The following is a 24,714-nucleotide window of genomic DNA, read 5'->3' as shown; positions in this document are numbered from 1 at the left end:
GCAGTCAGGCAGAGCATAGCCTAGCCGATCTCGATGGCGTCCACCCGGTCGGGGTAGAAAGCCAGATAGCCCTTGATCGCGGCCATTGCGGGGTAGGGGGATTCGTAGCTCCAGACCGCATTCTCGGCCTGCCTGCCGCCGGTGGCGATGCTGTAGTAGCTGGCATCGCCTTTGTAGGGGCAGTGGGTGCTGCGGGGCGTGCGGACCAGCATCTCCATCGCCGCATCCGCGCGCGGGATGTACTGCACGGCGGGGTAGCTGGCTTCCTGCAAGGTCAGCGCCCGGCTCGTCTCCGCCACGATCTGGCCGTCGAGGATGACTCGCACACGTTGCGGCGTTGGCGAGATGGTGATGGGGTGATCCGGCCCTGGCAGCTTCATGGCGGCGCTCCTCCCTCGGGACCTCGGATATCGCCGGCGCGGGGGCCGATTCCAAGACCCTGTGAAGCGGCCGCCCGCCTCTCAGCCGGTCGAGCCGAAGCCGCCGGCGCCGCGGGAGGAATCCGTGGAAAATTCCTCCACCACAGCGAATTCCGGGCGGAGGATCGGGACGAAGACCATCTGCGCAAAGCGCTCGCCCGGCGCGATGGTGATAGGCTCGCCGCCGGGCGGGTTGCGGTTCCAGGCGCTGACCAGGATTGGGCCGGTGTAATCAGCATCGATCAGCCCGACGAGGTTGCCGAGCACCAGCCCCTTCCGGTGCCCGAGGCCGGAGCGCGGCATCACCAGCGCCGCCATGCCGCTATCGGCCATGTGCAGGGCGATGCCGCTCGAGATCAGCACCGGGGCCGTGCTCGGTTCAAGCACCACCGGCGTGTCGAGGCAGGCATGCAGGTCGACGGCCGCAGCCAGACCGGTCTGGTAGCGGGGCAGGCCCCACTGTCGCAGCCGCTCGTCCAGCAGCTTCAATTCGATCACCGGATTGCCCATGCCTGCCTCTCCCTGTCGCATCGCCCGGTGATAGAGCAAGGGCCGCGAGGGCGGAACGCTTAGGGGGCGATGGCAGGTGCGAGGCTCTCCCGTCCCTCGCAGGCAAGGCAGCGCCAGGCGAGCACGGCGGGGCGGTATGCGGCGGCATCGCCAGCCCCGACCCTGCTTGTTGCGATACCGATCAACTCTGGATTGACACAAAATTTGCAAAATGCGACACACGCTGCCGTGAGTGCCATCGATCCCCATATCGCTGAGCAATTGGCCCAGGATCTCCCGCCGGCCGATTTTCGGCGCATCATCGAGACTTTCGAGGATGATCTCGGCCGGTTGGCGCAGCAGCTGGAGGCGGCTGCCATCGCCGGGAATTGGGATGGCTATCAGCGCGCTGCCCATAGCCTGGCCGGGGCGGCGGCCGCGGTCGGCGCCATCACCCTGGAACAGGCGGCGCGCGTCGCCATGGACCCGCGCTCGCCACATCCGCCGGCGGTGGTGGTGCCGGTCATCCGGGACCGGGCCCAGGCGGCCCTGCAGGAATTATCCGCCCTCGTGGCACGCTCCGATGGCCGATGAAAGGCAGCGCCGGGCGCGTCCTGCTGGTCGAGGGACACGCCACCTAGGTGGAGGTCGCGCGGTCGCACCTGCGGGATCTCGGCCACGAGATCCGCACCGTCGAGACCGTGGCCGAAGCCCTCGCCCAGGCTCGCGCCTGGGACCCGGATGCCATCCTGCTCGACCTCGATTGCCGGACTTCCCCGGCCTCGATGTGCTGAAGGCGCTGCGGGCCGAAGGCTCGGAACCGCGGTCATCGTCATCATCGCCAATGCCTTGATGAATACCGCTGTCGAGGTAACGCGGGCCGGCGCCATGGATTTCCTGCCGAAGCCCTACCCGAAGGCGAAGCTCGTCTTCACCTTGCAGAACGCGATGGAAAAGCGCGCCCTCCTCATCGAGAAGCGGGCGCTGGAGACGGGATTGCGAGCGGCCCGGGCGCTGACGGCGAGGCAGGGCTTCATGGGCTTCATCGGGGCCTCGCCGGCGATGCAGGCGGTCTATCGCACCATCGAAAGCGTCGGCTCCAGCCGGGCGAACATCTTCCTCACCGGCGAGAGCGGCACGGGCAAGAAGCTGGCGGCGGAGGCGGTGCACAAGGCCTCGTCTCGGGCTGCACAACCTTTCGTCGCGCTGAACTGCGGCGCATCCCACGCGACCTGCTGGAGAGCGAGATCTTCGGCCATGTGAAGGGTGCCTTCACCGGGGCGACGGAGAACCGCGCCGGCGCCGCCATGCAGGTGGATGGCGGCACGCTCTTCCTCGACGAGATCGGCGAGATGCCGATCGACATGCAGGCGACGCTGCTGCGCTTCGTGCAGACCGGCAGCATCCAACCGGTCGGCGGCTCGCGGCAGGAGAGGGTGGATGTGCGCTTCGTCTGCGCCACCAACCGCGACCCGCTGGCCGAGGTGGAAGCCGGGCGGTTCCGCGAGGATCTCTACTACCGGCTCTATGTCGTGCCGATCGAGCTGCCGCCGCTGCGACACCACGGCAAGGATGTGCAGCTGGTCGCCCGCGCCTTCCTTGCCCAGTTCAGCCGGGAGGAGCGCAAGCGTTTCCGCCGCTTCTCGCCCGAGGCGGCGACCCTCGGCTATCCCTGGCCGGGCAACGTGCGGCAGTTGCAGAATGTGGTGCGCAACGTCGTCGTGTTGCATGAGGGCCAGCAGGTGGAGGCAGCGATGCTGCCGGCGCCCCTGTTGCGCGCTGGGTCACATGGGGGCCAAGCGGTGTCCGTCCCCATGGCTGAGCCAGTGGTGCCTTTGTCGCCGCCGGCCATGGAGATCACGCCGCTGGCCGAGATGGAGCGGCAGCTGATCCTCGCCGCGCTGGAGCAGACCGGGCAGGACGTGCCGCGCGCCGCCTCGCTGTTGGAAATTAACGCCTCGACCATCTATCGGAAGCTGCAGGCCTGGCGCGGGCCGAAGCGGGCAGCGGACTGAGCTCAGCCGAGCGTTCCGCGTAGCCAGTCGACAAAGGAGCGGGCGGCGGGCGACGTGGCGCGGGGCGAGGTCGGCAGGGCGGCCAGGCCTTCGGGGAACGGGACGAAGCCGCAGGGGGCGAGCAGGCGGCCGGAGGCCAGTTCCTCTCGCACCAGGCGTTGCTCGACCAGGGCGATGCCGAGCCCGGCCAGCGCCGCCTCGATGCAAAGATGGGTGTGCGGGAAGCGCAACTCGTCCCGGCCGTCGAGCGTGCGCCCGGCGCGCTGCGCCCAGACCGGCCAGGCGTGGTCGATATGGTCATGGGCGATTCGGGTGGCGGCGGCGAGGCGACCGGAAGTGACCTCGACCGGATAGTCCGGCGCACAAACCGGGCCGAAGGCGATCGGGCCGAGCGCGATGGCGCGGGCCTGCTCGCCGGGTGGGTAATGGCCGCGATCCCAGGCGATCACTAGGTCGGCGCCTTCATGGCGGAGGGCGCGGGCGGTGGTCATGGAGAGGCGTAGGCGCAGCGCCGGCTGCGCACGGTAGAAGCCCGGCAGGCGGGGGACCAGCCAGCGCATGGCGAAGCTGGCGCTGCAGGCGATATGCAGGGATGGGCCGCCGGCCGCCTCGCGAAGGGCTGTCCAGCCGGCCTCCAGCCCGTCCAGCGCGGCGGCGACGCTGCGGTGCAACGCCTCGCCCTCGGCATTGAGGCGGAGACCGGTGCCGGCCTTCTCGAAGAGCGATAGGCCGGCCGCCGCCTGCAAGGCCTGGATCTGCCGGCTGACCGCGCCATGGGTGCGGCCCAGCTCCTCCGCCGCGCGGGTGACGGAGCCGAGCCGTGCCGTCGCTTCGAAGGCACGAAGGGCGGCGAGCGGCGGCAGGCGACGCGGCATGGGGTTCTTTCCGTGAGTTTTGCTCACCGATCCGGCAGCCGAAATCGATAGTCGCGCGGCGGGCGCTTCGTCTAGCCATGCGCAGCACCAGGCAGGGAGGCGGGCATGGCGGTCATCAGCAGCATCGAGAAGTTGGAGGCGATCTATGGGTCGCTGGATACGATCGGAGAAGCCTCGACGGCCAAGGTGGCGGACCATGTGACGCCGGCCTATGCCCGGATCATCGAGGCGGCGCCTTTTCTTGTCCTGGCGACGGTGGGGCCGGAAGGGCTCGACTGCTCGCCACGTGGGGATCGGCCGGGCTTCGTCCGCATCGCCGACCCGAAGACGCTGCTGCTGCCCGACCGGCGCGGCAACAACCGCATCGACAGCCTGCGCAATGTGGTGCGGGACCCGCGCGTCGGGCTGATGTTCCTCATCCCCGGCAGCGGCAATGCGCTGCGCATCAACGGCACGGCGGAGGTGGAGACGGATGCGGCGCTGTGCGGCAGCTTCGCGGTTGAAGGGAAGGCGCCACGCTCGGTGCTCGTGATCCGGGTGGGGGAGGTCTATTTCCAGTGCGCCCGGGCGATCATCCGCGCCGGGCTGTGGCAGGCGGAGAGCCAGGTCGATCCCCGCAGTTTGCCGACGCCGGGCGCGATCCTCGCCGAGATGAGCGCGGGGCGGGTCGGCGGCGAGGCCTATGACACCGCTTGGCCGACGCGGGCGCGGGAGAGCATGTGGTAGGGTCTCAGCAGGAGCCGGGGCCGGCGAGGACGCGGTAGATGCCGCGTTCCGTGGCGAGGCAGCCGCCGGTGATCCGGCCTTCGAAGCGGGTGCCGTCGGCTGCGATGAGGACGCCAGGGCCGCTCGGCAGGTCGTCGGCGAACTGGCCGATGAAGCGGGTGCCGTTGCTGTAGGTTTCGGTGCCCTGGCCGTTGCGACGGTCGCCCTGCCATTCGCCCTCGTAGACGCCGCCGGACCAAGTCATGGTGCCGCGGCCCTCGCGCTTGTCATTGCGCCACTCGCCCTGGTAGCGGTCGCCGCTCGGGTAGATCTGCAGGCCGCGGCCGTTGCGGCGGTCGTCGCGCCATTGGCCGGAGTAGACGCCGTAGCCGTCCTGCTGGCGGCCCTCGCCGCTGCGGACGCCGTTCATCCAATGGCCGTCGTAATCCGGCCCGCGCGGCCAGGTGCGGACGCCCCTGCCATTCGGCAGGTTGTTGCGGATCTCGCCGCGATAGGTGCTGGCATCGCCGAAGCGGATGAGGCCGGCCTTCGCCTCGCCGCCAGCAAATTCCGCCTCGACATGGGTGCCGCCGCTCATGGCGATGGTAGCCGGGCCTTCCAACTTGCCGTCCTTGAACTGGCCCTGAGTGAGGCTGATCACCGCCTCGCCTTTCCGCCGCAGCAGCTCGCCCGTGCCGCTGGCGGCGCCGTTGCGGCAGGCGCCGGACCATTCAAGGCTCTCGCCGGGCTGGAGGTCAGGCGCCCAAATGCCGCAGCGGTTGCGTGTATCAGTGACCAAGCCGCGCGACGGCTCCGCCGGGGCGGCGGGGGGTGGCGGGACGGGGGTGACGGCCTCCTCGCGCGGAGGGCGGGGGCGCGGGGCGGGACGCGGGGCGGGTGCGGCAGGGCGGGTGCTGCTGGGAGGCGGTGCGGGAGAATCTTCGAATGTCACCGCAGCCCAGGCGGGCTTGGCGAGCAGCAGCAGTAGTGCGATCAGGGCAGGTTTCATCGACCGGGCACCGTCCGCAAAAGCACGATCCGCACGGCGACCCGCCCGGCATCCCGCGCATCGCGCAGGGCGCCGGACAGGGCGATGTTGAAATCCTCCAGCGGCTCCGGGCGCCGGCGTTGCTGAAATAGCGGCGCTTCGGAGGCAATGACGACCAGCATGTCGGTTCCGAAGGGCGCCGTCGCCGTCCAGCGGTTACCATCACCGAAGCCGAGGCTGGTGCCTGCCGGCTGCGGGGTGCCGCCCTGGACGATATGCCCGACCTCGCCAGCCTCGCTTACATAAGCCACGTGCAGCCGCGCCTGCCAGGGCGGGGTGGTGACGCTGAAGCGCAGGCCCTGGCCCTCGCGCAGCGGGTTGGTGCTGGTGAAGGCGAGGCTGGGCGTATCATCGCCGAGGGTGGCGAAGGGGCGGGCGATGTCGAGCGTCCGGCAATAAGGCCCGTCGAAACTGTCGAGGGCGAACCGCGTCGCACCAGGCGGCAGGCCGGAGGAGCCCAGGTCGCGGCGCATGGCCTCGGCAGCGGCGGTGCCGGCGAGGCCGGTGATGGACAGGCCGTCACGGCCCGTCGGAGTGGCCTGGACCAGGCTGCACGGCATAGCGCGAAGCATGGCGGCAAGGGATGCAGCATTCGGGGCAGGGGGCGGCGCCGGGCTCGGCGCCGGTGGTACGGGAGGCGGGGCGGGAGCGGGGACGGGGGTCGGTTGCGCCGGCGGTTGGGCCGGCGGGGGAGGCGGAATGTTGGGGCCAGCCTGCTGCGGCGTGCGGTCGCCGCCGAGCATCAGGCTGCCGGCCACTAGCAGGGCGAGTACTACGGCGCCACCGCCGAGGGCCGGCAGCAGCAGGCGGCGGGTCCGCGGCGGCTCCTGCAGCAGCGGGCGCGGCGGCGGGCGGACGACGGTGCCATCCTCCGGCGGCTCCGGGGACCGGCGAAAGGGGGAGGCAAGGGCAGACTGCGCCGGTACGGCTGCCGTCACCGCCGCCGCCGCCTGTTGCAGCACGGAGGCGAATTCCGCGGCCGAGGCGAAGCGGTCTTCCGGCGCCTTCGCCATGGCGCGGGCGACGATGGCATCGATCGCCGGCGTGCCGGTCGGCGACAGGCCGATGCGCGAGGGAGGCACCGGGTCGGTGTTCAGCACCTTCTGCATGATGGAGGTGATGCCGCCGGAGAAGGGCTTCTCGCCCGAGAGCAGCTGGTAGAGCACCACGCCCGCGGCCCACAGATCGGCGCGCTGGTCGACGGTTTCGCCGCGGAGCTGCTCCGGCGCCATGTAGGCCGGGGTGCCCATCATGGTGCCGACATGCGTCATCGAGGAATTCTCAAGCCGGGCGATACCGAAATCGGCGATCTTCAGCGTGCCCGAAGGGGTGAGCATCAGGTTGGCCGGCTTGATATCGCGGTGGACCACGCCCTTGGCGTGGGAATAGCCGAGCCCATCGAGCAGCTGCGTCATCAGCTGCACGACGCGTGGCAGGGGCAGCTTCTCGCCCCTGTCGAGCAGCGACTTCAGCGAGCCGCCCTCGACCAGCTCCATGATGATCCAGGCCTGCTCGGCATTCTCGCCGTAGTCGAAGACGGAGACGATGTTTGGGTGGTTGAGCCCGCCCGCGGCCCGCGCGCCGCGCCGGAACCGGGCCATGGCGTCGGCGGTTTCCGCATCCTCGACTGGCGGCAGGTTCACGACCTTCACCGCAACCCGGCGTTCGATCAGCTTGTCGAAGGCCTCGTGCACGATGGTGCCTGCACCGGTGCCGAGCGTGCCACGCAGCTCGTAACGGCCGGCGATATCCACCCGGACATTCATGACGTGGCCACGCTTCCGCGGGCCCGAGGGGCGGACCTCACCATCAGCGCGCCATCACCCAGCATCGCCAGCCACCAAACACGGAGAGGGATAACCTTGCAAGGAGGAACAAATCCGGGCAAGCGCCGGCTGGGCATCAGGACCGATATTGGCCAAATTGTTACTCGGATCGCCCCGAATTCGCCAAATGGTTTAATATCGATGCCAAAAACATTCCTGGCGTTGGACGCTGCGTGGCTTCCCCGCAACGTGACGCGGGCATCCTAGAAGTTTGCCTGCGGAGAACGAATCTCACGGCCTCGTCGATTGCGAGGATGAAACAGGAGGCAGACATTCCACTTCAGATCAACGTCGAAGACGAGCGGCAGGCATGTCCATGACCCTCCAGCCAAGCTATACGGATACCAGGCCGCAGGGGCAGAGCGTTTCCGTCACCGCCTGCATCTGCACGCACAACCGTACGCATTACCTGCGCCACTGCCTCGAGAGCCTGCGGCAGCAGACTGTCGGACCGGATGCCTTCGACATCGTCGTCGTGGACAGCAAGTCCTCAAGGGCTGTGGCGGAGGAGATCCAGCATCTCGTCGCCGAATCGCCGAATGCGCAGCTCATCCGCGTGGAGGAAGCCGGCCTCAGCCTCGCCCGCAATGCCGGTGCGCTGGCTGCGCGAGGCGATTACGTCGCCTATCTCGATGACGACGCGCTGGCGGCGCCCGACTGGATCGAGCAGATCATGTGCGTGGTGCAGGAGCTGCCGGTGCGGCCGGCGGTACTCAGCGGCCGCGCCTTGCCGATCTGGGAAGCGCCCCTGCCGGGCTGGTGGCCGGACAGCCTGCGCGGCATCCTCACCATCACCGAATGGGAGGGGCGCGGCGAGTACCGCACCTCCGAGGTGCCGGCGGAGCTCGGCCCCTATGGTGCCAACTTGGTGGTCGAGCGCGCGGCGCTGCTGGCGGTATCCGGCTTCGCCGAGGATCTCGGCCGCCGCGGCGGGCTGCTGCTGTCCGACGAGGATGTGCACCTTGCCTGGAAGCTGCAGGACAGCGGCCGCTCCGCCCGGCACGACTCGCGCATCACTGTGCACCATTGCATCCAAGCGGTGCGCCTGACGCCCAGTTGGCTGCTGCAGAGGCTTTACTGGCAGGGCGCCTCCTCGGTGCTGACACGGTTGATGCTCGGGGATAACCGCCTTGTCTGGAGCGAACTGCCGCGGCGCCTGGCCCTGGTGGCCGCGCTGGCGCCGCTGGCACTGATGCCGGTGGAGAGCAGCGCCTTGATCGGTCTGCGCTGGCGGCTGGCCTATGCGCAGGGCTTTGTCAGCATGGCCCTCGGTGAATTGCGGATCCGCGCGAAAAAGGCCGGCATCCGTGTGAATGCCCATACCCTGCAAGAGAGCGCGGCGGCACGCGGAGCGATGGGCTGAGGCGCCCTGGGCGACGATCCAGGATCACCAAATCGCGGATCGTCGCCTTGGCTTAGGGCTTCCTCCGCAAAGCCGCTTCGCGGCTTTGCGTGGACCCCGGATAGCTGCCCAGGGCCAAGGCCTCGCACAACCTTCCACGGCGGAGCCGTGAAAGAACATCGGCGAGGACTGGATTTGATAGTGCTTCTATGTCGTGGCGGGGAGCTTTGCCTCTGCGCGATCCTCGGCCCAGGCCAGCGTGTCATGCAGCAGGCCGAGCGACCGAAGCTGCTCCGGCCCCTTATAGCGCAAGCTACGCGGCCCGTGCAGGGTGAAGTCCGGGTCGCGCTTCAGCGCCGCGAGGTAGCGGCGATACTCCACTGACCCGTCGTAATGCGCGTTGCGCGTGACGGCATCCAGCACACGGGCATGGAAGTCCTGAAGGAATTTGAAGTGGAGCAGCACGCCGCTCGGCTGTTCCGCGGCGAGGACGAGCGGTGCGACCGCATGAGCCGACCGGAACTCCATCCCCTCGCGCCAGCGCAGCAGGGGCAGCTTGGTCAGGTTGGGCGAGCGGAGCGGGGCCAGGCGGGCAAACCAGGCAGCACGGCGGAGCGGCGGCAGGCGCCAACCGAGATTGTAAAGCTTCTGATGCAAGAAGCGCCTCGGGCGGGTGGGAATGGTCTCGGGGAAGAAAAGGCGTTCGCGGATGCCGCCATAGGTGGCGATATAGGGGCAATTCGGCTCAGGCTCCTGCCTCAGCCGCGGCGGCTCGAACCAAGGAGCCGCTTCCAGCAGTTCCTGCTCAGCTTCATAATGGACCGCGTGCAGAGGCTCACGCGGGAAGCAATCCAGCATGACCGTCAGCAGACCTTCGGACCCGCACCCTTCGAGATGGCGGCACAGGCGGGGCAGGGCACCAGGCACATCGCTGCCGGGAAAGACCAGCATTTCATCGGCATCGAAGAGCATTACCCAGTGACCGCGGGCATGGCGGTCCAGCAAGGCGTTCACCCAGTCGATGCCGAAACCGGCATCGGCGAAACTGCCAGGCGCCTCGACGACATGCACGCGCGGGGTGCGGAGCGCGATGTCCCGCGTGGCATCCGTGGAGCGGTTGTCGATCAGCAGGATTGGGCCGACGCCGAGGCGGCGCGCATGCCGGATCGCGGCCCCGAGCCGAAGCGCCTCGTTCCTTGCGACGACGATCCCGATGACCTCGCCCGGGGCGGGATCAGGGGCAGGACCGACGAGTCGCAGGCCGAAGGGCAGGACTTCCTCAGGCGACGTCATGCTGGTCCTTGGAGCGGTGCAGGCGTTCGATCGCCCGGCCCGATGCATCGAAATTGGCGTCGCGCAGCCAGTGGGCGATGGCGGCGCGGCGCTCCGGCCATTCGTCATCGAGCAGGGAGAAATAGGCGGTGTCGCGGCGATGGGCGCGCACGACCATATGGGCCCGCAGCACGCCTTCGAGCCGGAAGCCAAGGCGCTCCGCCGCTCGGCAGGAGGCGGTGTTCAGCGTGTTGCACTTCCAGGCGATGCGGCGATAGCCGAGGCTGAAGGCCAAGTCGATCAGCAGGAACATGGCTTCGGTCGACGCCCGGGTGCGGGCGAGGCCGGGCGGGAACCAGATATTGCCGAGCTCGATCGCCGCGTCCGACGGCCGGATGTCGAGCAGAGCAAGCCAGCCGGCCGCGGGCCCCGGCCTGCCATCGGCGCCATGCGGGCAAACCGCCCAGACCAGCTCGCCCTTGCTGACGGCCATGAAGCGTACCGTGCCAGCGAAGGCGGCACGGTCAGTGAAGGGACCGAAGGGCAGCCAGCGCCAGCTCTCCGGTGCATCGCGCGCGATGGGCCAGAGCTCCTCCGCATGCGCCGTGGCCAGTGGCACCAGCGTGACGCTGGTGCCGGTGACGGGCGCATGTTCCGGCCGAGGCCGCGGCGTGGGGTCGACCGGCTCGCCAAGCAGATCCGTCGTGCTCATCAGACGAACCGCCGGCCGCCGGCGAGGAAGGCGTAGAGGCTGGGCGAAAGGCGGAAGATCACCGCCGCGCCAAGCGCCGCGACGGACACCGTGACGGCGACGCTGGCGGCGTAATGCGCGAGCATCCAGGTATCCGTCTCCGCAGGCACCAAGCTCCAGAGCAGGTACTTCACGAAGATGATGATGGGAAAATGCGAGGCATGCAGGAAGAAGGCGAAGCCGCCGTAGCGCGCGAAGAATCCGCCGAGCTGCGTCGTGGCCAGACGCAGGCAGAGGCCCCAGCAGGCAACGACGCCGAGCGGACGGGCGAGCCGTGTCGCCAGGTCGAGCATGTCCTCATGCGGCGGCGTGGTCGGGTCGAGCCAGAGTGGTGCCAGGGCCCGTGCCGCCATCAACAACGCATAGCTGACCAGCAGGACCTTCGTGGTGCTCCAGGAGATGTTCAGCGGCACCTGCCGCATCCGGGCAAAGCCGCCGAGGAAGAAGAAGAACAGCACGTCGGTGCGGATGAAGATGCCGAAGGTGAAGTCGCATACCCAGGAGGCGCCGAGCACCGCTACGCCCGCCAGCGGCGCATGGCGTAGGATAAGCCAGAGCAGCGGGCTCACCAAAACCGACAGGAAGAGGTCGCGCACGAACCAGAATTGGAAGGCGGTCGGCAGGCCGGTCAGGCCGAAGATCCCATCGAGCAGACCGAAGAGGCTGGGTTCGTCGAAGTCAAAGCGGAATTCGCCGAGCAGGCCTGTTGTCGGAGCGATCGCGTGCAGGACGAAGCCGGTTGCGATCGTGGCGAGGCTCCAGGTGATGAGCGGCAGCAGGAGCGAGACGATGCGGCCCCGCATCCGCCGTGCGATGGTCTGCAGCGGGTGATCGGTCAGGCCGAAGAACAGCCAGCCGGAAATGGTGCTCAGCAGCGGCACCGCGCTGAAGAAGAACAGCAGAATGAAGCTGTTCACGAAGGTGGCGAAGGAGTGTTGATCGGGATCGAAGCCGGTGAAGGGCGAGACGCGGCTGTTCGGGAAGGAAAAGTAGTGCAGGAAGACGAGGCCGATGACGAGAACCACGCGGGCGACCTCGATCGTCGTCGGCAGGCTGGCGGGAAGGCTGCGCGAGGCCTCAGCCTGCGCGACAGGTCTTCCGGACAATAAGGCGGACTGGAGGATGGCCATGGCGTCGGTCCCGGGCTGTTCTTGTTATGACGTATGGGTGGGCGTGGCGAGGGCGGGTTGTTGTGGCGTGGCGGCAGGACGAGGTTGCGTGTGGTGCTGCAGCAGCTCCTGCTCGACGGCGACGATGAGCTCGTCCTGCATGCTCTGCGGATTGATGGCGTGGTCCGTGCCGCCGAGGGTGAGGATGCGTACCGGTGCACGCCGCGGAAGGTGCCGGCCGCCGCGGCCAAAATGCGCGCGCAACTCGCGGAGTGAGCGGTCGCGGTCGCTGTAGACAAGGCAAAGAGTCGTGCCGCGCGCCTGCAGTTGCCGCAGCCAGCGGCCGGCGCGGTCAAGGCCGCTCTCCAGGCCAAGCCGCTCGGCGAGGAGGCGGTCGGCTTCGGCGAGGCTTCGGCGAATCGCCATGCGCACCTTGCGCCACCTGGGACTCTCGCCGGGCGGCGGCCCGCCGTCGAGGTCCGGCGCGCCGCCCGCGGCGCGATCGAAGGCGGGCAGGTTGGCGATGGCGAGGCCGGCAACCCGGGCATCCCGCAGCGCGGTCTGGAACGCGTGATGCCCGCCGGAGCAGACACCGACGACCAGACTGCGCCGGAAGCCTTGGCGCTCCAGCGCATCGAGCCCGGCGAGTGCATCGAGTGTCGGGGTATCGCCAAACAGGGCTTCGGCGCGCTCTTCGTCGCTGACCGTGCCGCTTTCGCCGATGCCGTTGGCGTCCATGCGCAACGAGGCGAAGCCGAGCCCAGCCAGGCGGCGCGCCATGCGCACGGCGATGCGGCCGTTGCCGATATGATGGTTGGCGCCGGTGTTCAGGATCAGCACGCCGATGGGCTGCGGCTCCGCCGGCCGGCAGAGAATGCCGGCAAGCTGTTCGTCCTCGGCAAAGCGCAGGACGCGCTCCTCGATGCCGGGCGCAACGGGAAGGCGGTCGGTCACGGCGGCCGGGCCCGGCGATGGCGTCCCATCCTTGGTCAGCCAGCGGGCAACACCGCCGAAGAACGGCCTGGGCGGGATGCTGAGCTGGGCATGACGCAGGAAGTCGGCTTGGCCGTCGAATGGCAGTGCCGTCACCGCCGTGCCGAGATCGGGCAGTGCCGCCGGCCTCGGCGGCTCGGCGAGCAGGATGCGGCCGGGCCGTGACTGGCGCAGCAGCATGCCAAGGTCGAGGCTGCGCAGGTTGGCGATGTCGGTTTCGTGCAGGCGAAAGCCGGCCGATTCGAGCCAGCCCGGCGCGGGCGTGGCCTCGCCGGCGGCACGGGCGCCGAGCAGCAGCTCCCGGCCATGGGCGCGACCGGACCAGACGGGCGCGAGGAGCACCATGTCAGCGATGGTGCCCGGGCGGCGGGCCGCGCTGGCCGCCGCGAGCAGCGCGCCAAGCCTCAGGCCACCGAGGCTGACGGCCTTCAGGCCAAGCGTGGCGCGCATCCAGTCGCAGGCGGCATCGATGCCGGCGAGCCAGTCCGCAAGTCGGTGCGGCGCCTCCTCGCCCACCGAGTCGCCGGTGCCGGGATAGTCGAAGCGCAGCACCGGCGTGCCGGCGGCGGCGACCTGCTCGGCGAGGACGCGCAGCCCGGCATGGGTGCAGATCAGCTCATAGCCGAAGGGCGGGCAGAGCACGAGGCCATGCGCTGCCCCCTGTGACGGATGCAGCCAGCCGCGGCAGCCGTGGAAGGCGACCGGGATCATCGGCGGCTACCTCCGTTCCCTGCTCAGGCCCGAGGCCAGAGCGTCGTGCGCACGGCCTCGGGCCAGGCTTCGATATCGAAGCCGTGCTGCCGCAGCAGGGCAAGGGCGACGCGCTCTAGGCCGAAGCCGGCGCAGCCGGTATGCGCCGCCTCGCCATCCGCGCCACTGATGCCATAGGCATCGGCGAAGTGATGGACATGATAGTTGAAGCTGCCGCATGCGCTCAACCGGTCGGGGTCGGAGATCGGCACGAGAATCTCGAATTTCAGCCGCTGGCTGCGCTGGCCATTCGCCATGAGGAGGCCGGGGCGGCCGAAGAAGGGGTCGTTGGCGAGGTCGGTCGTGGCCGGCAGGCCCATCAGGCGGAACATCTCCAGCGCACGCGACATCCAGTGCGACTGGAACGCACGGATGCGCTCGGGCGTGCCGAAGCAGACCTGCTCGCGCTGGCGGAACATCTGCATCCGGGCGGGATCGATCGAGGGCTCCCGGCGGAAGCAGTAGGAGGACGAATCGACCAGCCAGCCTTCTTCCGGCAACCGGCCGCGCGCGGCTATGATCGGATAGACCGGGTAGCAGGATGCCGGCGTAAGCACCACATCGGCAGGCTGCTGTGCCGCGGTCCAGCCGCCTTCCTCCGGCGTGCAAGCCAGCACGCGCTTGTGCTCGCGGTCATCGCCGCAGAAGCAATGCACGGTGCCGACGAGCTGCGGCATGTTCTTGAAGTAGCCGCTGGCCTCGAATCCGCTGCGCGTCATGATCGGCGGGAAACGCATGATCTCCGCCTTGTCGTCGGCGGAAAGGCGGCCGATCAGCCGGTCGACGGCATCGACGAGCGACTCGAAGGTGGCGCTGCGGCCGTAGAGGCCATCGACGCCGGTTGCAAAGAGCAGGCCGCGGGTGAACAACTCCTGGCGGAAGCCGTCGGCGCTGAGGCGGGGGGCGAGTTCGATGGTGCTCACTGCACGGTCTCCCCGGCGACGGGCCAGCCATTGGCGTCGACCGCCTTGCCGCCGGCAGCGGCCGCATCCTTTTGCAGGCCTTCCAGCACGCGCACGATGGCGTTGATGGAGGAGAAGCTGTCGCGCGTCAGCGCCGTCTCGGGGAACTCGACGCCGAGCGCGTTCTCGAGGCCGATCATCACCTCCACCGTGCCGTAGGAGGAGAGGCCAGCATCGAAGAGGTCCGCATCGTTGCTGAGCGTATCGGCGTGACCAGCGAGGTCGCCGACGCCTTTCAGGACATTTCGAACGGTTTCATGCAGCACGGCGCGATCTCCAGCGAACAACAACCGTTATTTGAGAAAATGCAGGCAATATCAACTCAAGATGGCTTTATCGACTTGCAGGGATTGCATCGGCGGCAAGGCGTCTCGCCATTAGCGTTCATGGAGATACGCCCCGCCGTCCCGGCAATCGTATCACATGACGGTGGGTGGCGGCATGATGCCGCCACCCTGATGTCAGTCGCTCGCCTTCACGCTCGCATTATGTGAGGAGAGAGAGAGGCTGGATTGCGGGCCTGGCGGCGGTGCGGCTGTGGCCATGCCCAACGCCCGCTGCAGCGCCGCGGTGAAGCGCGGCACGCCCGCCCAACGGAGATGGATGGCATCGAAGAATTCCTCCCCGGTGGCCTCGTGGGACTGGTTGCTGTCCCAATATTGCGCACCGCTCTCGCCGAGCGTGGCGCGGATTGCCGCCGAGAATTGGTCCAGCACGGCGCCGTCCGCGTCGTGCATCGCCCGCCATTGCGGATGCAGCGGCGTCATCGCAACCATCAGCCGCTTGCCATCGCCCTGCACCCGGCCAGCGAGCTGCGACAGTGCCGAAAGGCAGGCGGGGTGCGGCCCGTCGACGGCGCCATAGAGCAACTGGCCACGCCCTTCCTCCACCGCGAGGGGCCCGCTGCCGAACCGGTCGAAGACCAGCGGGTCGATGCGGTTCGCGCCTGAGCGCTTGTCGGCGATGGTGGCGGCGTTGCGCGCCAGCGAGGAAAGGGAGAAGTAGCGCGTGTAGTAGAACCAGGGCGTCGCCCGGCCGAAGACGTAGTCATCGGCATCGCCGCGGTCGAATACGGCGGTCGGCTTGCTGTCGCAATCCTGAAAGTCCTGCGGCGAGGCAATCATCACCACGTCCCGCACCGAGGGGTGGTGGTCGAGCAACCATTCGGTGACGAAACCTGTCTGGTTGACGCTCAGGCCGCAGAAGGCGCCGTTCAACGGTTCTGTCTGCGGCGTGGCCTTCAGCAGGGTCTCGCCGTCGAAGTGACGCCAGGCGACGGAGGAGCCGACGACCAGGAGGGTCGGCGTGCCAGCCTGCTTCTCCCGCAGGACATGCAGCTTCTCGTCGATGCACAGTGAATTGCTGAAGGCCGGCGGCGGCAGGTTGCCCGTCGCCGAAAGCGTCAGCAGCACGCCGTAGTAGAGGGCGAACATCCCCAGCAGGGAGCCGAGAAAGGCCAGCAGGTAGCCGGGCCGCACCGGTTTCGGTGCAGCCTGGACGATCGGCGTTGCGGACATGGCGTCATGCGCCTTTCCGTCTGGTGGCGATCAGCTGGACGAAATCACCCACATTGTGCAGCGACTCCAACTCGGCCGTGCGGAAGCGGATGCCGAAGCGCGTCTCCGCCGCGACCACGAGGTTGACATGCGCCTGGCTATCCCATCCAGGGATGTCCTCGGCGGTGGTCGCGGGTGTGAGGGTGATGTCGTCGTCGTCAAAAACGTCGCGGAAGACCTGTGTCAGTGCCGCGTAGATTTCCTTGTCGTTCATGTGGTGTCCAAGGCGATGGGGTGGGCGAACGGCCTTGAGCCGCGAGTCTCGTACCGCCAGACCAGCGTCCCCTCGGGGCGATCGGGCAAGGGCGCCATCGGCGTGAAGCCGAGGCGGGGATAATGCTCCGCCACCATGCCATTGCGCGCGGTGGGGCGATACTCACCAATAAGCGCGGTAATGCCCTGGCGCCTGGCGTAGTCCGCCAGCACCTGCAAGGTCGCCTCCTCGACCTTGCGGCCGAGCACGCGGCAGCTCATCAACCAGGTGTCTATTAGCCATTCGCCGGGGCGCAGCGCGGCGTCCGGGCGGGCGAGCACCACGCTGATGAGGCCATTGTCGCCGAAGCGGTCGGCAAGGCGGAGCGAAAGCGCCAGCGAATCCGGGTCCGCCGCCAGGACCTGCATCTCGGCCTCGGTATAGCGGCGGGTGGTAAGATTGAATTGGTTGGTCTTGTTGACGAGCTGCGTGGCGCGCGGCAGCTCGGCCGGGCCGATCGGACGCGCCGTCAGCACCATCTCGAGGCTGCGGAGATAGCCCTCGAGGTCGGTCGTCTGTTCCAGCACGGCCTGGCGCGCGGCGTTCGCCGCGTAGCTGCGGCCCCGCGCGGCATCGTCGGCGGTGAAGCCGGCCGTCTCGAAATAGCCGGCCGCAGCGATCCAGGCCGGATAGAGTGCCGCGTCGTCCGGCAGTTCCGGCACAGCGACATCCGGCAGCTCGCGGCGGATGATATCGCGCTCGGCCGGGTTGTCGTCGGCGAAGACAAGGGCGTCGAGGCCGATGTTCAGCTGCCTGGCGATCTGGCGAAGGTTGCCCGCCTTATCATTCCAATTGGCCAGGAAGGCGGCGATGTCGCCGCGCTTCAGCGCCATCTCCGGGTGGTTGGCGAAGGCCGCCTCGGCGACTGCGGCGTCGTTCTTGCTGCATACGGCAAGGATGATGCCGCGCCGGCCGAGCTGCGCCGCATAGCGCTGCACGGCGAGGAAGGCTTCGCCGGTCGGGTTGCCCTGGCCAAGCTTGATGCCCTCGATGCCGTCATCGCCGATGACGCCGCCCCAGAGTGTGTTGTCGAGGTCGAGCACCAGGCATTTGCGCGTCCGGCCCAGCACGGCCCCGGCGATGCGGGCGACAAGGTCGCCATGCAGCGGCGCCATCGTCGGGCTGACGAGCTGCTTCGCCTGATGCCAGCGCACCGGGTCGGCGAGGCCATCGGCCGGGCCCTGGCCGGCCATCTGCGCAACGAGGTCGAGCAGCAGCACGCCATCCTCACGCGCGGCGGCGCGGATGCCGGCATTCAACCGATCGAGCAGGCTACGCGGCGCAGCGGGCACCATCGCCTCGTAACTGCCGAAGATCGGTGGGCTGGCGGGTACCAGCAGCTGCTGCACCACCTGCGCGTTGAACCGCTCCTTTGCCCGGCGCCAGAGATGGCGCAGCTCGGCGATGCGGGCGGCAACGGCCTCCTCCACAGCGCTCTCTGCAGAGTCGAGCGGCAGGTCGATGGGAGAATCCTGCGCATCGAGGGCGAGCAGGATCAGCTGCGGCGCGAAGGCGGCCAGTGCCGGATCGTCGCCGAGCAGCGATTGGCGGTAGCTGCCATAGGGCGCGACATGCACCGACAGGGCAAGGCCGCGATGCAGGCCAGCAATGCGGATGCCGGGCACCAGATGATCGACCGTGTGCGAGGCAAGGATGGCGAGCCGCAGGGGAACCAGGCCGAGTTGTGACGGGGGCGCGGCCAAGCCAACCTCGGCCAGCCGGTCGAGCCGGCCAGTCGCGGTGAAGTCGCGGCGGAACCCGGCAAGATGCATGGCCCGAGCGAGCCGCTCGCCCGGATCGGGGATTCGCCGGGCGACGGAAAGCGCCGTGCCGAGATCGTCATGCACCGGGAGCCAGGCGAGCTGTTCCATGGCGGCCTCAGAACTGGAAGTAGAGGAATTCGGTTGGCGCCGAGGAGAAGGTCTGCATCAGCACGAAGAAGCTGAGCACGCCGAGCGCGACGCCGTAGATCGGCGCCGGCCGCCAGGTCATCGCCGGCAGGATCGCTTGTACCCATGCCGGGCGGCCGCGCCAGCCGAGCGCGGTGCGGAAATGCAGCATGAACTGCTGGGTGTTCGGCATGAACCAGACGAAGGCCAACAGCGCGAGGATCGTTGCCCAATCCTCGATCTGCACGAACTGCCCGGCACCGACCGCCAACCCTTGGCTGGCGACAACCTGGGCGACGAGCGGCAGGTTGGCGAAGCTCGCCGGTACGACGACGCCGTGCAGGCCGACCATGCCGGCCAGCAGGTTCAGCGCCGCCGGCACGCTCTCGGCGCGGAAGAAGACCAGGGCCACGACGACGCAGACGAAGGTCAGCAGCACGGAAGACGCATGCGGCAGCAGGCGGTCGTCATCGAGCTTCCAGCCCCGGCTCGCCTTCAGCGCACGCCAGCCATGAGCGATGACGAGATAGGCGCCATGCAGCACGCCGAAGACGACGAACTGCCAGCCCGCTCCATGCCAGACGCCCGAGATGAACATGGTCAGGATGGTCGGCCAGGCGACCAGGGCGAGGAACGTGCCGGGCGTCATCTTCCCGCGGCGCGGCAGGGGCTTGCCGGCGGCGGCGCGGGCGCGCGTCGCCCGCAGCACGATGGGGTTGTAGATGTAGGCCGTCAGGAAGCGCGTCAGCGTCATGTGCCAGCGCGACCAGAACTCGATGACGTTGCGCGCCTTGAAGGGGCTGTCGAAATTCGGCGGAAAGCTGATGCCGAAGAGCAGGCCGAGGCCGATCGCCATGTCGGTGTAGCCGGAGAAGTCGAAGTAGATCTGCAGCGCATAGGCAAGCGCACCGCCCCAGGCATCGAGCAACGGAAGACCCTGGCCGTCGGCAGCCGCGACGAATGCCGGGCTTGCCACGGTGCCGAGGGGATCGGCCAGAATGACCTTTTTCGCCAGGCCCAATCCGAAAAGGGTCAGGCCGATCGAGATGTTGTCGAAGCGGGGGCGGAAGTTCTCCGGATTGCCGAATTGGCTCAGCATCTCCCTGTGATGGGTGATCGGGCCGGCGATCAGGTGCGGAAAGAAGGTAATGAACAGGCAATAGTTAAGGAAGTCGTGTTCAACGACGGCTCCGTCATGCGCGTCGCTGAGATAGGCGATCTGTTGGAAGGTGAAGAAGGAAATGGCGAGCGGCAGGACGATCTCGTTGAGGTGCCAATCGAAGCCGAAGGCCGTATCGATGTTGGTCAGTAGGAAAGTTGTATATTTGTAGTAAAGCAGCGGCAAAAGGTTGCCGATTATACCCAAAACAAGAACAATTTTCGAGGGATTGCGCGCAAGATAGCTTCCTAGAATGTAGTTGGCGACAATGCTGGTGGCAAGCATCGGCACGCACCAGGGATTCCACCAACCGTAAAAGACCAGAGATGACAGCGTCAGCCACCCGGCTGCCATCCGTCTTTGCCCAAAGCTGGCAAGGACAAGGAAGCCGAGCAGTACGATCGGCAGGAAGCCCAGGATGAAGGTGACTGAACTGAAGACCATCGGCCCGTTCTTTTCTAAATAGGTTTCCACCGCGGCGATAGCCTGCCGCAATATATGCCCATCCAAAAAGACGCAGCTTCACAAACAGAAAAGCTTTCGGCTTCTTATCGGATAAGTGATGACACTATTCCGCCTTGAACTTGGAGTGAGCGCCAAGGTCAGTCCGGCTTCCAGCGCAGCCGGCGGAACAGCCAGTCCCGGTAAGCGAGAACTGCCTCGGGTGGCGGTGCGAGCGGACTGAAGACCGGCGCGAGGTCGGCCCCGGCGCTGAGCCGGATTCCGGGGTTGAGCGTCGCGCGCTCCTCCTCCAGCCAGCGCTGCGCAGCCGCACGCCAGAGTGCCACTAGGTCGCCCGGCGTGAGCGCCGGCAGCAGCACCGCGCCAAGCAGCCGGGCATTGGCCGCGGCGGCGAGCAGGCCGGCGCGCAGGGCGGAATCGCCGCCGGTGGCAAGCTCGGTGACGGCAGGTACCTCGGGCAGACTCGGGTCGCGCTGCTCGTCCAGCACGAACCAGGGCTGGGCGCCGAGCGCTGCGAGGCGGGCCAGCCCATTGCCCCCCTGCATCACCACCGCCTCCACCGCGCCCTGGGCGAGTGCCGTGTCGGCGCGTGCTCCGGCGAGACCGAGGACGGGTGTAGCGGCATGGCCGATCAGGTCGAGGCCGAGCAGGGCCGCGGCGCCCGCCTTGTCTGGGGCGGCAAGGCCGAGGCGGAGCGGGGCTGCGGCCGCTGGTGGCCGGCCCCGTCCGGCCAGCAGCGCCGGCCCTTGCGCGGCACAGACGGGCACCCAGCCGGCACCGTCGAAGCGGGCGCGTTGGTCGCCGACTAGCCGGGCCTGGGCCGCGGCGCCCGGCAGCACGAGAAGGCTGCGGCCGTCCGGTGCGGCGGCGGTGGCGAAGCGGTTCGCGGCGGTCACGCCATCCGGCCCGCCGAGGACGCTGCGCTCCAGCATCACGGCAGTGGTGCTGCCACGGGCCAGCGCGGCGGCCAGCCGATGCGCCCAATCGGCAAGCGGCCCGTCCTCCGGGCCCGGGACCAGCAGTGTGGCGGTCGCCGGCAACAGGGCGAAGGCCGGCGCGGGCAGGGCGGCGAGTGCGGCAGCGAGCAGCCTCCGGCGATTGGGTCGCGGGCCTTGCGCCATGCTGTGCCTCCCTCGCCTTGGCGGGACCTCTACTCGTCGTAGCGCAGCAGGGTCTCGCAGGGGAGGTCAAGCCGGGCGCGGCCGTTGAGGAAGGCGAGTTCGATCAGCGCGGCGACGGCCGGCACCTCCGCCCCCGCCTGACGCAGCAGGCCGATGCCGGCCGCCATGGTTCCGCCGGTCGCCAGCAGGTCGTCGAGCAACACCACGCGCTGGCCGGGCTTCACGGCATCGGCCTGCATCTCGATCCGGTCGGTACCGTATTCCAGCGCGTAGTCGAGGCCGATCGTCTCGCCCGGCAGCTTGCGCGGCTTGCGGAGCATGACGAAGCCGAGGCCGAGCTCCAGCGCCAGCGGAGCGGCGACCAGGAATCCACGGCTCTCGATGCCGGCCAGCACATCGGGCTTGTAGGGGCTGATCCTTGCCGCCAGCCGCTCCATCGCCGCGCGCCAGGCGGGACCGTGCCGGAGAAGGGTCGAGATATCGTAGAACAGGATGCCAGGCTTCGGGAAATCCGGGATTCCGCGGATATGCGCGCGGAGATCGAGATCGGGGTGGGTCTCGGGCATGGCCTGTCCTTCGGTCGCCGTGCCCCCGGGTCCCGGCGGCGGCGCCAATAAGCACCGGGCGGGGGGGAGGCGCAACGGGCGGGCAGCGATTCAGGCCTTGGCGCCGGCGCGGGCCTGGGCCATCTGCGGGGCATGTCCCGAGCCTCCATCGCCACGCTGGTCGGCCTTGCCGGCTTCCTCGCCTACGTCATCGCCGTGGTGACGCTGGCCGACCACGTGCTGCAGATGCATTGGGCGGTGCAGGCGCTGTTCTTCCTGGTCGCTGGCACGGTCTGGGCCTTCCCGGCCAGCAGGCTGATTCTCTGGGCTGGGGGCAAGTAAGGAAAAACCCCGCCAGCGGGGCTGGCGGGGCTTCCGGCGAGGCCGACTTGGTCGGAGCGAGAGGATTCGAACCTCCGGCCCCTGCGTCCCGAACACAGTGCTCTACCAGGCTGAGCTACGCTCCGCTGGTCGGCTCTTCGCCGCGGGAGGCGGCCATATAGCGGCCGGGCCCGGGCGCGGCAAGGGGGGATCATAGGCGGCGGGCCGGTGCGCCCTCGCCGGCCGGGCTCTCGCGCAGCAGCGCCATGGCGGCCGGCACGTCCGATGCCAGGGTGAAGAGTCGCCGCGTATCCTCGCCGGCAAAGCCGGCCGCGACCAAGTGCTCGACCAGCGCAAGGAAGGGCTGCGCCCAGCCGGCGATGTCGAGCAGGATGATCGGCTTGTCGTGCAGGCCGAGCTGGCGCCAGGTCAGCACCTCCATCAGTTCGTCCATGGTGCCGAGGCCGCCGGAGAGGGCAATGAAGGCATCGGCCATCTCGTACATGCGGGTCTTGCGGCTGTGCATGCCGTCGGTGACCTCGAGTTCAGTGACCTTCGGGTGCGGGCGCTCGATCCGCGTCAGGAATTCGGGGATGGCGCCATGCACCCGCCCGCCGGCGGCGATGGCGGCTTCCGCCACCATCCCCATCAATCCGACACCGCCGCCGCCATAGACCAGGGTGATCCCTGTCTCGGCCAAAGCGCGCCCGAGCGCCTCGGCCGCCGCCGCATGGGCCGGGTCGGCGCCGGGGCGGCTGCCGCAGAAGACGGCGACGGATCGGATGGGCTCTGGCATCGGGTGAACTCCGGGTGCGGTCCGGCTGCAACGCGGCGGCGCCCTCCGGTATCCGGTGCGGCGTCGTTACAGTCCGAGGCTTGCCAATGGAAGGGGCGGCCATGCCATGATCGCAATCATGGGTTTGGAGTTGGGGGATTCTTGCATGGCATGGCGGATGATGGTGTCGGCGCTGGCATTGCTGGCGCTGGGAGGGACGGCTTTGGCGCAGGGTGATGTCATTGCCGAGCGCCGGGCCGGGCTGAAGCGTATGGGCGCGCATATGGATACGATCAAGCCCGTGGCGGAGGCGCGGGGCGACGTGAAGGCGCTGGAGCCGCGGATCGACGACATGATCGCCTGGTTCCGCACCATGCCGACGCGCTTCCCGCCCGGCTCCGACCGGGGCGATACCAAGTCGCTGCCCGCGGTCTGGTCCGAGCGTGCCGGCTTCGATGCGGCGAACACCCGCCTGCTCGGCCAGCTCGACGTGCTGAAGACGGCCGCCGCCTCGGGCGATGCGGCGGCCTTCGCCACTGCCTTCCAGGCGACCGGGCCGCAATTCTGCGGCGGCTGCCACCGCACCTACCGGGCGCGCTGAGGCCCGGCCGTCGCGGTCCGGAGCCGCGACGGCCCTCAAGCGGACGCTTGTGGCGCAGCCCCGTGGCGCCGCACAATGGGGGATGGTTTCCCCTCTTCCCTTCGCCCAGGCCGATGCCGACCCGAGCTTCGCCGAGATGCTGGCTGCGCGGCCGCATCTCTCCCTCCATGCCCTCGACGGGCTGACGGTGGAGGAGGTGCCGCTGGCGCGCATCGCCGCCGCAGCCGGCACGCCAACCTGGGTCTATTCCGCCGGGGCGTTGCGGCGGCGGGCGCGGGCGTTGCAGGCAGCGCTGGCGGGGGCAGGGCTGCGGGCCTCGGTGCACTATGCGGTGAAGGCCAACGGCAACCTCGCCGTGCTGCGGGTGCTGGCGGCCGAGGGGTTTGGCGCCGATGTCGTCAGCGAGGGGGAACTGCGGCTGGCCCGCGCCGCCGGCATCCCGGCCTCCGCTATCGTCTTCTCCGGCGTCGGCAAGACGGAGCGGGAGCTGCGTCTGGCCCTGGCCGAGGACATCGTGCAGATCAACATCGAAAGCGCGGAGGAGGCGGCGATGCTCTCGGCGGTGGCCGCCTCGCTCGGGCGGGTGGCGCGGGTCGGGCTGCGGGTCAATCCGGATGTCGATGCCCAGACCCACGCCAAGATCACCACCGGCCGGTCGGAGAACAAATTCGGCGTCGCCTTCGAGGATGCGCCGGCGCTCTATGCTCGGCTGGCGGAACTGCCGGGGTTGCGGCCGGTCGGCATCGCCATGCATATCGGCAGCCAGATCACCAGCGGCATGGCGGCCTATCGTGCCGCCTATGCGCGGATGGCGGAGATGGCGCAGGCGCTGATGGCGCGGGGCCTGCCGGTGGAGCACCTTGATTGCGGCGGCGGCCTCGGCATCCCCTACCGGGACGAGCCGGCACCCTCGCCCGAGGCCCTGGCGGGGGCGATCGCCGCGACGCTCGGCCCGCTCGGCCTGCCGGTGATGCTGGAGCCGGGGCGCTGGATCGCAGGTCCCCCGGGCCTGCTGCTGAGTTCCGTCGTGTTGCAGAAGCAGGGGGCAGGGCGGCGCTTCCTGGTGCTCGACGCCGGAATGAATGACCTGGTGCGGCCAACCATGTACGACGCCTGGCATGGCATCCTCCCCGTCGCGCCGGCGGATTGCACCGCCGCCCTCAGCCCGGCTGATGTGGTCGGGCCGGTCTGCGAGACGGGCGACACCTTTGCGCGCGGCCGCGCGTTGCCATCTCTGCAACCGGGGGCGCTGGTCGCCTTCCTCGATGCGGGAGCCTATGGGGCGGTGATGAGCAGCACCTACAATGCGCGTCCCCTGGCGGCGGAAGTCCTGGTCGATGGCGCCCGCTTCGCTGTGGTGCGGGAGCGGCAGGGTTTCGAGGCGATGCTGGCCGGGCAGCAAACGCCCGACTGGTTGGCCGGCGGGGGCGCTCCCTGAGCCCGGAGCGCCTCGCCGCGGCACTGGCCCGCCGGCGC

General features: G+C 68.9%; 26 protein-coding genes, 1 tRNA gene and 1 pseudogene. 9 read left to right on the top strand and 19 right to left on the bottom strand.

Annotation, left to right across the window (positions count from 1 at the left end):
- Positions 1 to 20: 20 nt before the first annotated feature.
- Both JMJ56_RS15965 and dut read right to left on the bottom strand, forming a co-directional pair.
- On the bottom strand, positions 21 to 380 hold the full coding sequence (locus JMJ56_RS15965; RefSeq protein WP_202832766.1) for a DUF427 domain-containing protein: 360 nt from the start codon (positions 378 to 380) through the stop codon (positions 21 to 23).
- A gap of 81 nt (positions 381 to 461) precedes the next feature.
- Entirely contained in the window at positions 462 to 929 is a 468-nt protein-coding gene (gene dut, locus JMJ56_RS15960) for a dUTP diphosphatase (protein ID WP_202832765.1), read from the bottom strand.
- 228 nt (positions 930 to 1,157) lie between these two features.
- Between dut and JMJ56_RS15955 the strand changes: the two genes are divergently transcribed.
- The 4 genes and pseudogenes from JMJ56_RS15955 (at position 1,158) to JMJ56_RS35505 (ending at position 2,923) form a co-directional block, all read left to right on the top strand.
- Positions 1,158 to 1,502 carry an Hpt domain-containing protein gene (locus JMJ56_RS15955; RefSeq protein WP_202832764.1) on the top strand — a complete coding sequence of 115 codons (345 nt, stop codon included), beginning with the start codon at positions 1,158 to 1,160 and terminating at the stop codon, positions 1,500 to 1,502.
- A 47-nt stretch (positions 1,503 to 1,549) separates the two neighbouring features.
- Positions 1,550 to 1,702, top strand: a complete 153-nt coding sequence (locus tag JMJ56_RS15950) for a response regulator (RefSeq protein WP_202832763.1) — start codon at positions 1,550 to 1,552, stop codon at positions 1,700 to 1,702.
- Positions 1,650 to 2,689, top strand: a pseudogene (locus JMJ56_RS35510) (sigma-54-dependent transcriptional regulator); the annotation flags it as partial. The gene JMJ56_RS15950 and the pseudogene JMJ56_RS35510, both read left to right, overlap by 53 nt.
- A complete protein-coding gene (locus JMJ56_RS35505) occupies positions 2,663 to 2,923 on the top strand; it encodes a helix-turn-helix domain-containing protein (protein WP_407927926.1) in 261 nt (86 codons plus the stop codon). The pseudogene JMJ56_RS35510 and the gene JMJ56_RS35505, both read left to right, overlap by 27 nt.
- A 2-nt stretch (positions 2,924 to 2,925) precedes the next feature.
- Here the strand turns inward: JMJ56_RS35505 and JMJ56_RS15940 are convergent, their stop codons facing one another.
- Positions 2,926 to 3,798 carry a LysR substrate-binding domain-containing protein gene (locus JMJ56_RS15940; RefSeq protein WP_236037820.1) on the bottom strand — a complete coding sequence of 291 codons (873 nt, stop codon included), beginning with the start codon at positions 3,796 to 3,798 and terminating at the stop codon, positions 2,926 to 2,928.
- Between the two features lie 105 nt (positions 3,799 to 3,903).
- Between JMJ56_RS15940 and JMJ56_RS15935 the strand changes: the two genes are divergently transcribed.
- Complete coding sequence (locus JMJ56_RS15935; RefSeq protein ID WP_202832762.1) at positions 3,904 to 4,524, top strand: pyridoxamine 5'-phosphate oxidase family protein; 621 nt, start codon at positions 3,904 to 3,906, stop codon at positions 4,522 to 4,524.
- A gap of 4 nt (positions 4,525 to 4,528) precedes the next feature.
- Here the strand turns inward: JMJ56_RS15935 and JMJ56_RS15930 are convergent, their stop codons facing one another.
- Entirely contained in the window at positions 4,529 to 5,512 is a 984-nt protein-coding gene (locus JMJ56_RS15930) for an MORN repeat-containing protein (RefSeq protein WP_202832761.1), read from the bottom strand.
- Entirely contained in the window at positions 5,509 to 7,317 is a 1,809-nt protein-coding gene (locus JMJ56_RS15925) for a serine/threonine-protein kinase (RefSeq protein WP_202832760.1), read from the bottom strand. Before JMJ56_RS15925 ends, JMJ56_RS15930 begins: the two co-directional genes overlap by 4 nt.
- Before the next feature lie 370 nt (positions 7,318 to 7,687).
- Here JMJ56_RS15925 and JMJ56_RS15920 point away from each other — a divergent pair, with 370 nt between their 5' ends.
- Positions 7,688 to 8,740, top strand: a complete 1,053-nt coding sequence (locus tag JMJ56_RS15920; RefSeq protein WP_202832759.1) for a glycosyltransferase family 2 protein — start codon at positions 7,688 to 7,690, stop codon at positions 8,738 to 8,740.
- A 186-nt stretch (positions 8,741 to 8,926) separates the two neighbouring features.
- Here JMJ56_RS15920 and JMJ56_RS15915 read toward each other — a convergent pair whose 3' ends face one another.
- From JMJ56_RS15915 to JMJ56_RS15860, 12 genes are all read right to left on the bottom strand, one after another.
- A complete protein-coding gene (locus JMJ56_RS15915; protein WP_202832758.1) occupies positions 8,927 to 10,012 on the bottom strand; it encodes a glycosyltransferase family 2 protein in 1,086 nt (361 codons plus the stop codon).
- A complete protein-coding gene (locus JMJ56_RS15910) occupies positions 9,999 to 10,703 on the bottom strand; it encodes a GNAT family N-acetyltransferase (RefSeq protein ID WP_202832757.1) in 705 nt (234 codons plus the stop codon). The genes JMJ56_RS15915 and JMJ56_RS15910 overlap by 14 nt, the downstream gene beginning before the upstream one ends.
- Complete coding sequence (locus JMJ56_RS15905) at positions 10,703 to 11,872, bottom strand: acyltransferase family protein (RefSeq protein ID WP_202832756.1); 1,170 nt, start codon at positions 11,870 to 11,872, stop codon at positions 10,703 to 10,705. Before JMJ56_RS15905 ends, JMJ56_RS15910 begins: the two co-directional genes overlap by 1 nt.
- Before the next feature lie 24 nt (positions 11,873 to 11,896).
- Complete coding sequence (locus JMJ56_RS15900) at positions 11,897 to 13,555, bottom strand: serine aminopeptidase domain-containing protein (protein ID WP_202832755.1); 1,659 nt, start codon at positions 13,553 to 13,555, stop codon at positions 11,897 to 11,899.
- A 23-nt stretch (positions 13,556 to 13,578) separates the two neighbouring features.
- Positions 13,579 to 14,517, bottom strand: coding sequence for an amino acid--[acyl-carrier-protein] ligase (locus tag JMJ56_RS15895; RefSeq protein WP_202832754.1), 939 nt, complete (start codon positions 14,515 to 14,517; stop codon positions 13,579 to 13,581).
- Positions 14,514 to 14,822 (bottom strand): acyl carrier protein, encoded by a 309-nt coding sequence (locus JMJ56_RS15890; protein ID WP_328702398.1) that lies wholly within the window; start codon positions 14,820 to 14,822, stop codon positions 14,514 to 14,516. The genes JMJ56_RS15895 and JMJ56_RS15890 overlap by 4 nt, the downstream gene beginning before the upstream one ends.
- 195 nt (positions 14,823 to 15,017) lie before the next feature.
- Positions 15,018 to 16,073 carry a hypothetical protein gene (locus JMJ56_RS15885; RefSeq protein ID WP_202832753.1) on the bottom strand — a complete coding sequence of 352 codons (1,056 nt, stop codon included), beginning with the start codon at positions 16,071 to 16,073 and terminating at the stop codon, positions 15,018 to 15,020.
- A gap of 4 nt (positions 16,074 to 16,077) precedes the next feature.
- Complete coding sequence (locus tag JMJ56_RS15880) at positions 16,078 to 16,326, bottom strand: acyl carrier protein (RefSeq protein ID WP_202832752.1); 249 nt, start codon at positions 16,324 to 16,326, stop codon at positions 16,078 to 16,080.
- A complete protein-coding gene (locus JMJ56_RS15875) occupies positions 16,323 to 18,236 on the bottom strand; it encodes an HAD-IIIC family phosphatase (protein ID WP_202832751.1) in 1,914 nt (637 codons plus the stop codon). The genes JMJ56_RS15880 and JMJ56_RS15875 overlap by 4 nt, the downstream gene beginning before the upstream one ends.
- 7 nt (positions 18,237 to 18,243) lie before the next feature.
- The gene (locus tag JMJ56_RS15870) at positions 18,244 to 19,908 is read right to left on the bottom strand and encodes an MBOAT family O-acyltransferase (RefSeq protein WP_202832750.1); all 1,665 of its coding nucleotides are present in this window, start codon (positions 19,906 to 19,908) and stop codon (positions 18,244 to 18,246) included.
- 107 nt (positions 19,909 to 20,015) lie between these two features.
- Entirely contained in the window at positions 20,016 to 20,996 is a 981-nt protein-coding gene (locus tag JMJ56_RS15865; protein ID WP_202832749.1) for a hypothetical protein, read from the bottom strand.
- Between the two features lie 29 nt (positions 20,997 to 21,025).
- Positions 21,026 to 21,562: an adenine phosphoribosyltransferase gene (locus JMJ56_RS15860; RefSeq protein ID WP_202832748.1), complete on the bottom strand. Its 537-nt coding sequence runs from the start codon at positions 21,560 to 21,562 to the stop codon at positions 21,026 to 21,028.
- Positions 21,563 to 21,694: 132 nt separating this feature from the next.
- Here JMJ56_RS15860 and JMJ56_RS15855 point away from each other — a divergent pair, with 132 nt between their 5' ends.
- Positions 21,695 to 21,883: a DUF2842 domain-containing protein gene (locus tag JMJ56_RS15855; RefSeq protein WP_202832747.1), complete on the top strand. Its 189-nt coding sequence runs from the start codon at positions 21,695 to 21,697 to the stop codon at positions 21,881 to 21,883.
- 48 nt (positions 21,884 to 21,931) lie between these two features.
- On the opposite strand, the gene JMJ56_RS15850 is transcribed toward JMJ56_RS15855, so the two are convergent.
- Both JMJ56_RS15850 and JMJ56_RS15845 read right to left on the bottom strand, forming a co-directional pair.
- Positions 21,932 to 22,008, bottom strand: a tRNA-Pro gene (locus JMJ56_RS15850).
- A 65-nt stretch (positions 22,009 to 22,073) separates the two neighbouring features.
- Complete coding sequence (locus JMJ56_RS15845) at positions 22,074 to 22,658, bottom strand: LOG family protein (protein WP_202832746.1); 585 nt, start codon at positions 22,656 to 22,658, stop codon at positions 22,074 to 22,076.
- 145 nt (positions 22,659 to 22,803) lie between these two features.
- On the opposite strand from JMJ56_RS15845, the gene JMJ56_RS15840 reads away from it, so the two are divergent.
- Together JMJ56_RS15840 and lysA are read left to right on the top strand one after the other, a co-directional pair.
- Positions 22,804 to 23,238, top strand: a complete 435-nt coding sequence (locus tag JMJ56_RS15840) for a c-type cytochrome (RefSeq protein WP_202832745.1) — start codon at positions 22,804 to 22,806, stop codon at positions 23,236 to 23,238.
- Between the two features lie 82 nt (positions 23,239 to 23,320).
- Entirely contained in the window at positions 23,321 to 24,676 is a 1,356-nt protein-coding gene (lysA, locus tag JMJ56_RS15835; protein WP_202832744.1) for a diaminopimelate decarboxylase, read from the top strand.
- Positions 24,677 to 24,714 lie beyond the last annotated feature (38 nt).

The organism is Belnapia arida, assembly GCF_016773205.1.
GTDB classification, from domain to species: domain Bacteria; phylum Pseudomonadota; class Alphaproteobacteria; order Acetobacterales; family Acetobacteraceae; genus Belnapia; species Belnapia arida.
Note: the sequence above shows the minus strand (reverse complement) of the source record. Positions and strands in the feature narration are given on the sequence as shown.

Coding starts and splice junctions, on each gene's coding strand:
- JMJ56_RS15930 (WP_202832761.1), bottom strand. CDS start 5,512: ATGAAACCTGCCCTGATCGCACTACTGCTGCTGCTCGCCAAGCCCGCC.
- JMJ56_RS15940 (WP_236037820.1), bottom strand. CDS start 3,798: ATGCCGCGTCGCCTGCCGCCGCTCGCCGCCCTTCGTGCCTTCGAAGCG.
- JMJ56_RS15900 (WP_202832755.1), bottom strand. CDS start 13,555: ATGATCCCGGTCGCCTTCCACGGCTGCCGCGGCTGGCTGCATCCGTCA.
- JMJ56_RS15840 (WP_202832745.1), top strand. CDS start 22,804: ATGGCATGGCGGATGATGGTGTCGGCGCTGGCATTGCTGGCGCTGGGA.
- JMJ56_RS15875 (WP_202832751.1), bottom strand. CDS start 18,236: ATGGAACAGCTCGCCTGGCTCCCGGTGCATGACGATCTCGGCACGGCG.
- JMJ56_RS15965 (WP_202832766.1), bottom strand. CDS start 380: ATGAAGCTGCCAGGGCCGGATCACCCCATCACCATCTCGCCAACGCCG.
- JMJ56_RS15925 (WP_202832760.1), bottom strand. CDS start 7,317: ATGAATGTCCGGGTGGATATCGCCGGCCGTTACGAGCTGCGTGGCACG.
- JMJ56_RS15915 (WP_202832758.1), bottom strand. CDS start 10,012: ATGACGTCGCCTGAGGAAGTCCTGCCCTTCGGCCTGCGACTCGTCGGT.
- JMJ56_RS15845 (WP_202832746.1), bottom strand. CDS start 22,658: ATGCCAGAGCCCATCCGATCCGTCGCCGTCTTCTGCGGCAGCCGCCCC.
- JMJ56_RS15865 (WP_202832749.1), bottom strand. CDS start 20,996: ATGGCGCAAGGCCCGCGACCCAATCGCCGGAGGCTGCTCGCTGCCGCA.
- JMJ56_RS15910 (WP_202832757.1), bottom strand. CDS start 10,703: ATGAGCACGACGGATCTGCTTGGCGAGCCGGTCGACCCCACGCCGCGG.
- JMJ56_RS15885 (WP_202832753.1), bottom strand. CDS start 16,073: ATGTCCGCAACGCCGATCGTCCAGGCTGCACCGAAACCGGTGCGGCCC.
- JMJ56_RS15935 (WP_202832762.1), top strand. CDS start 3,904: ATGGCGGTCATCAGCAGCATCGAGAAGTTGGAGGCGATCTATGGGTCG.
- JMJ56_RS15880 (WP_202832752.1), bottom strand. CDS start 16,326: ATGAACGACAAGGAAATCTACGCGGCACTGACACAGGTCTTCCGCGAC.
- lysA (WP_202832744.1), top strand. CDS start 23,321: ATGGTTTCCCCTCTTCCCTTCGCCCAGGCCGATGCCGACCCGAGCTTC.
- JMJ56_RS35505 (WP_407927926.1), top strand. CDS start 2,663: ATGCTGCCGGCGCCCCTGTTGCGCGCTGGGTCACATGGGGGCCAAGCG.
- JMJ56_RS15860 (WP_202832748.1), bottom strand. CDS start 21,562: ATGCCCGAGACCCACCCCGATCTCGATCTCCGCGCGCATATCCGCGGA.
- JMJ56_RS15905 (WP_202832756.1), bottom strand. CDS start 11,872: ATGGCCATCCTCCAGTCCGCCTTATTGTCCGGAAGACCTGTCGCGCAG.
- JMJ56_RS15855 (WP_202832747.1), top strand. CDS start 21,695: ATGTCCCGAGCCTCCATCGCCACGCTGGTCGGCCTTGCCGGCTTCCTC.
- JMJ56_RS15920 (WP_202832759.1), top strand. CDS start 7,688: ATGTCCATGACCCTCCAGCCAAGCTATACGGATACCAGGCCGCAGGGG.
- dut (WP_202832765.1), bottom strand. CDS start 929: ATGGGCAATCCGGTGATCGAATTGAAGCTGCTGGACGAGCGGCTGCGA.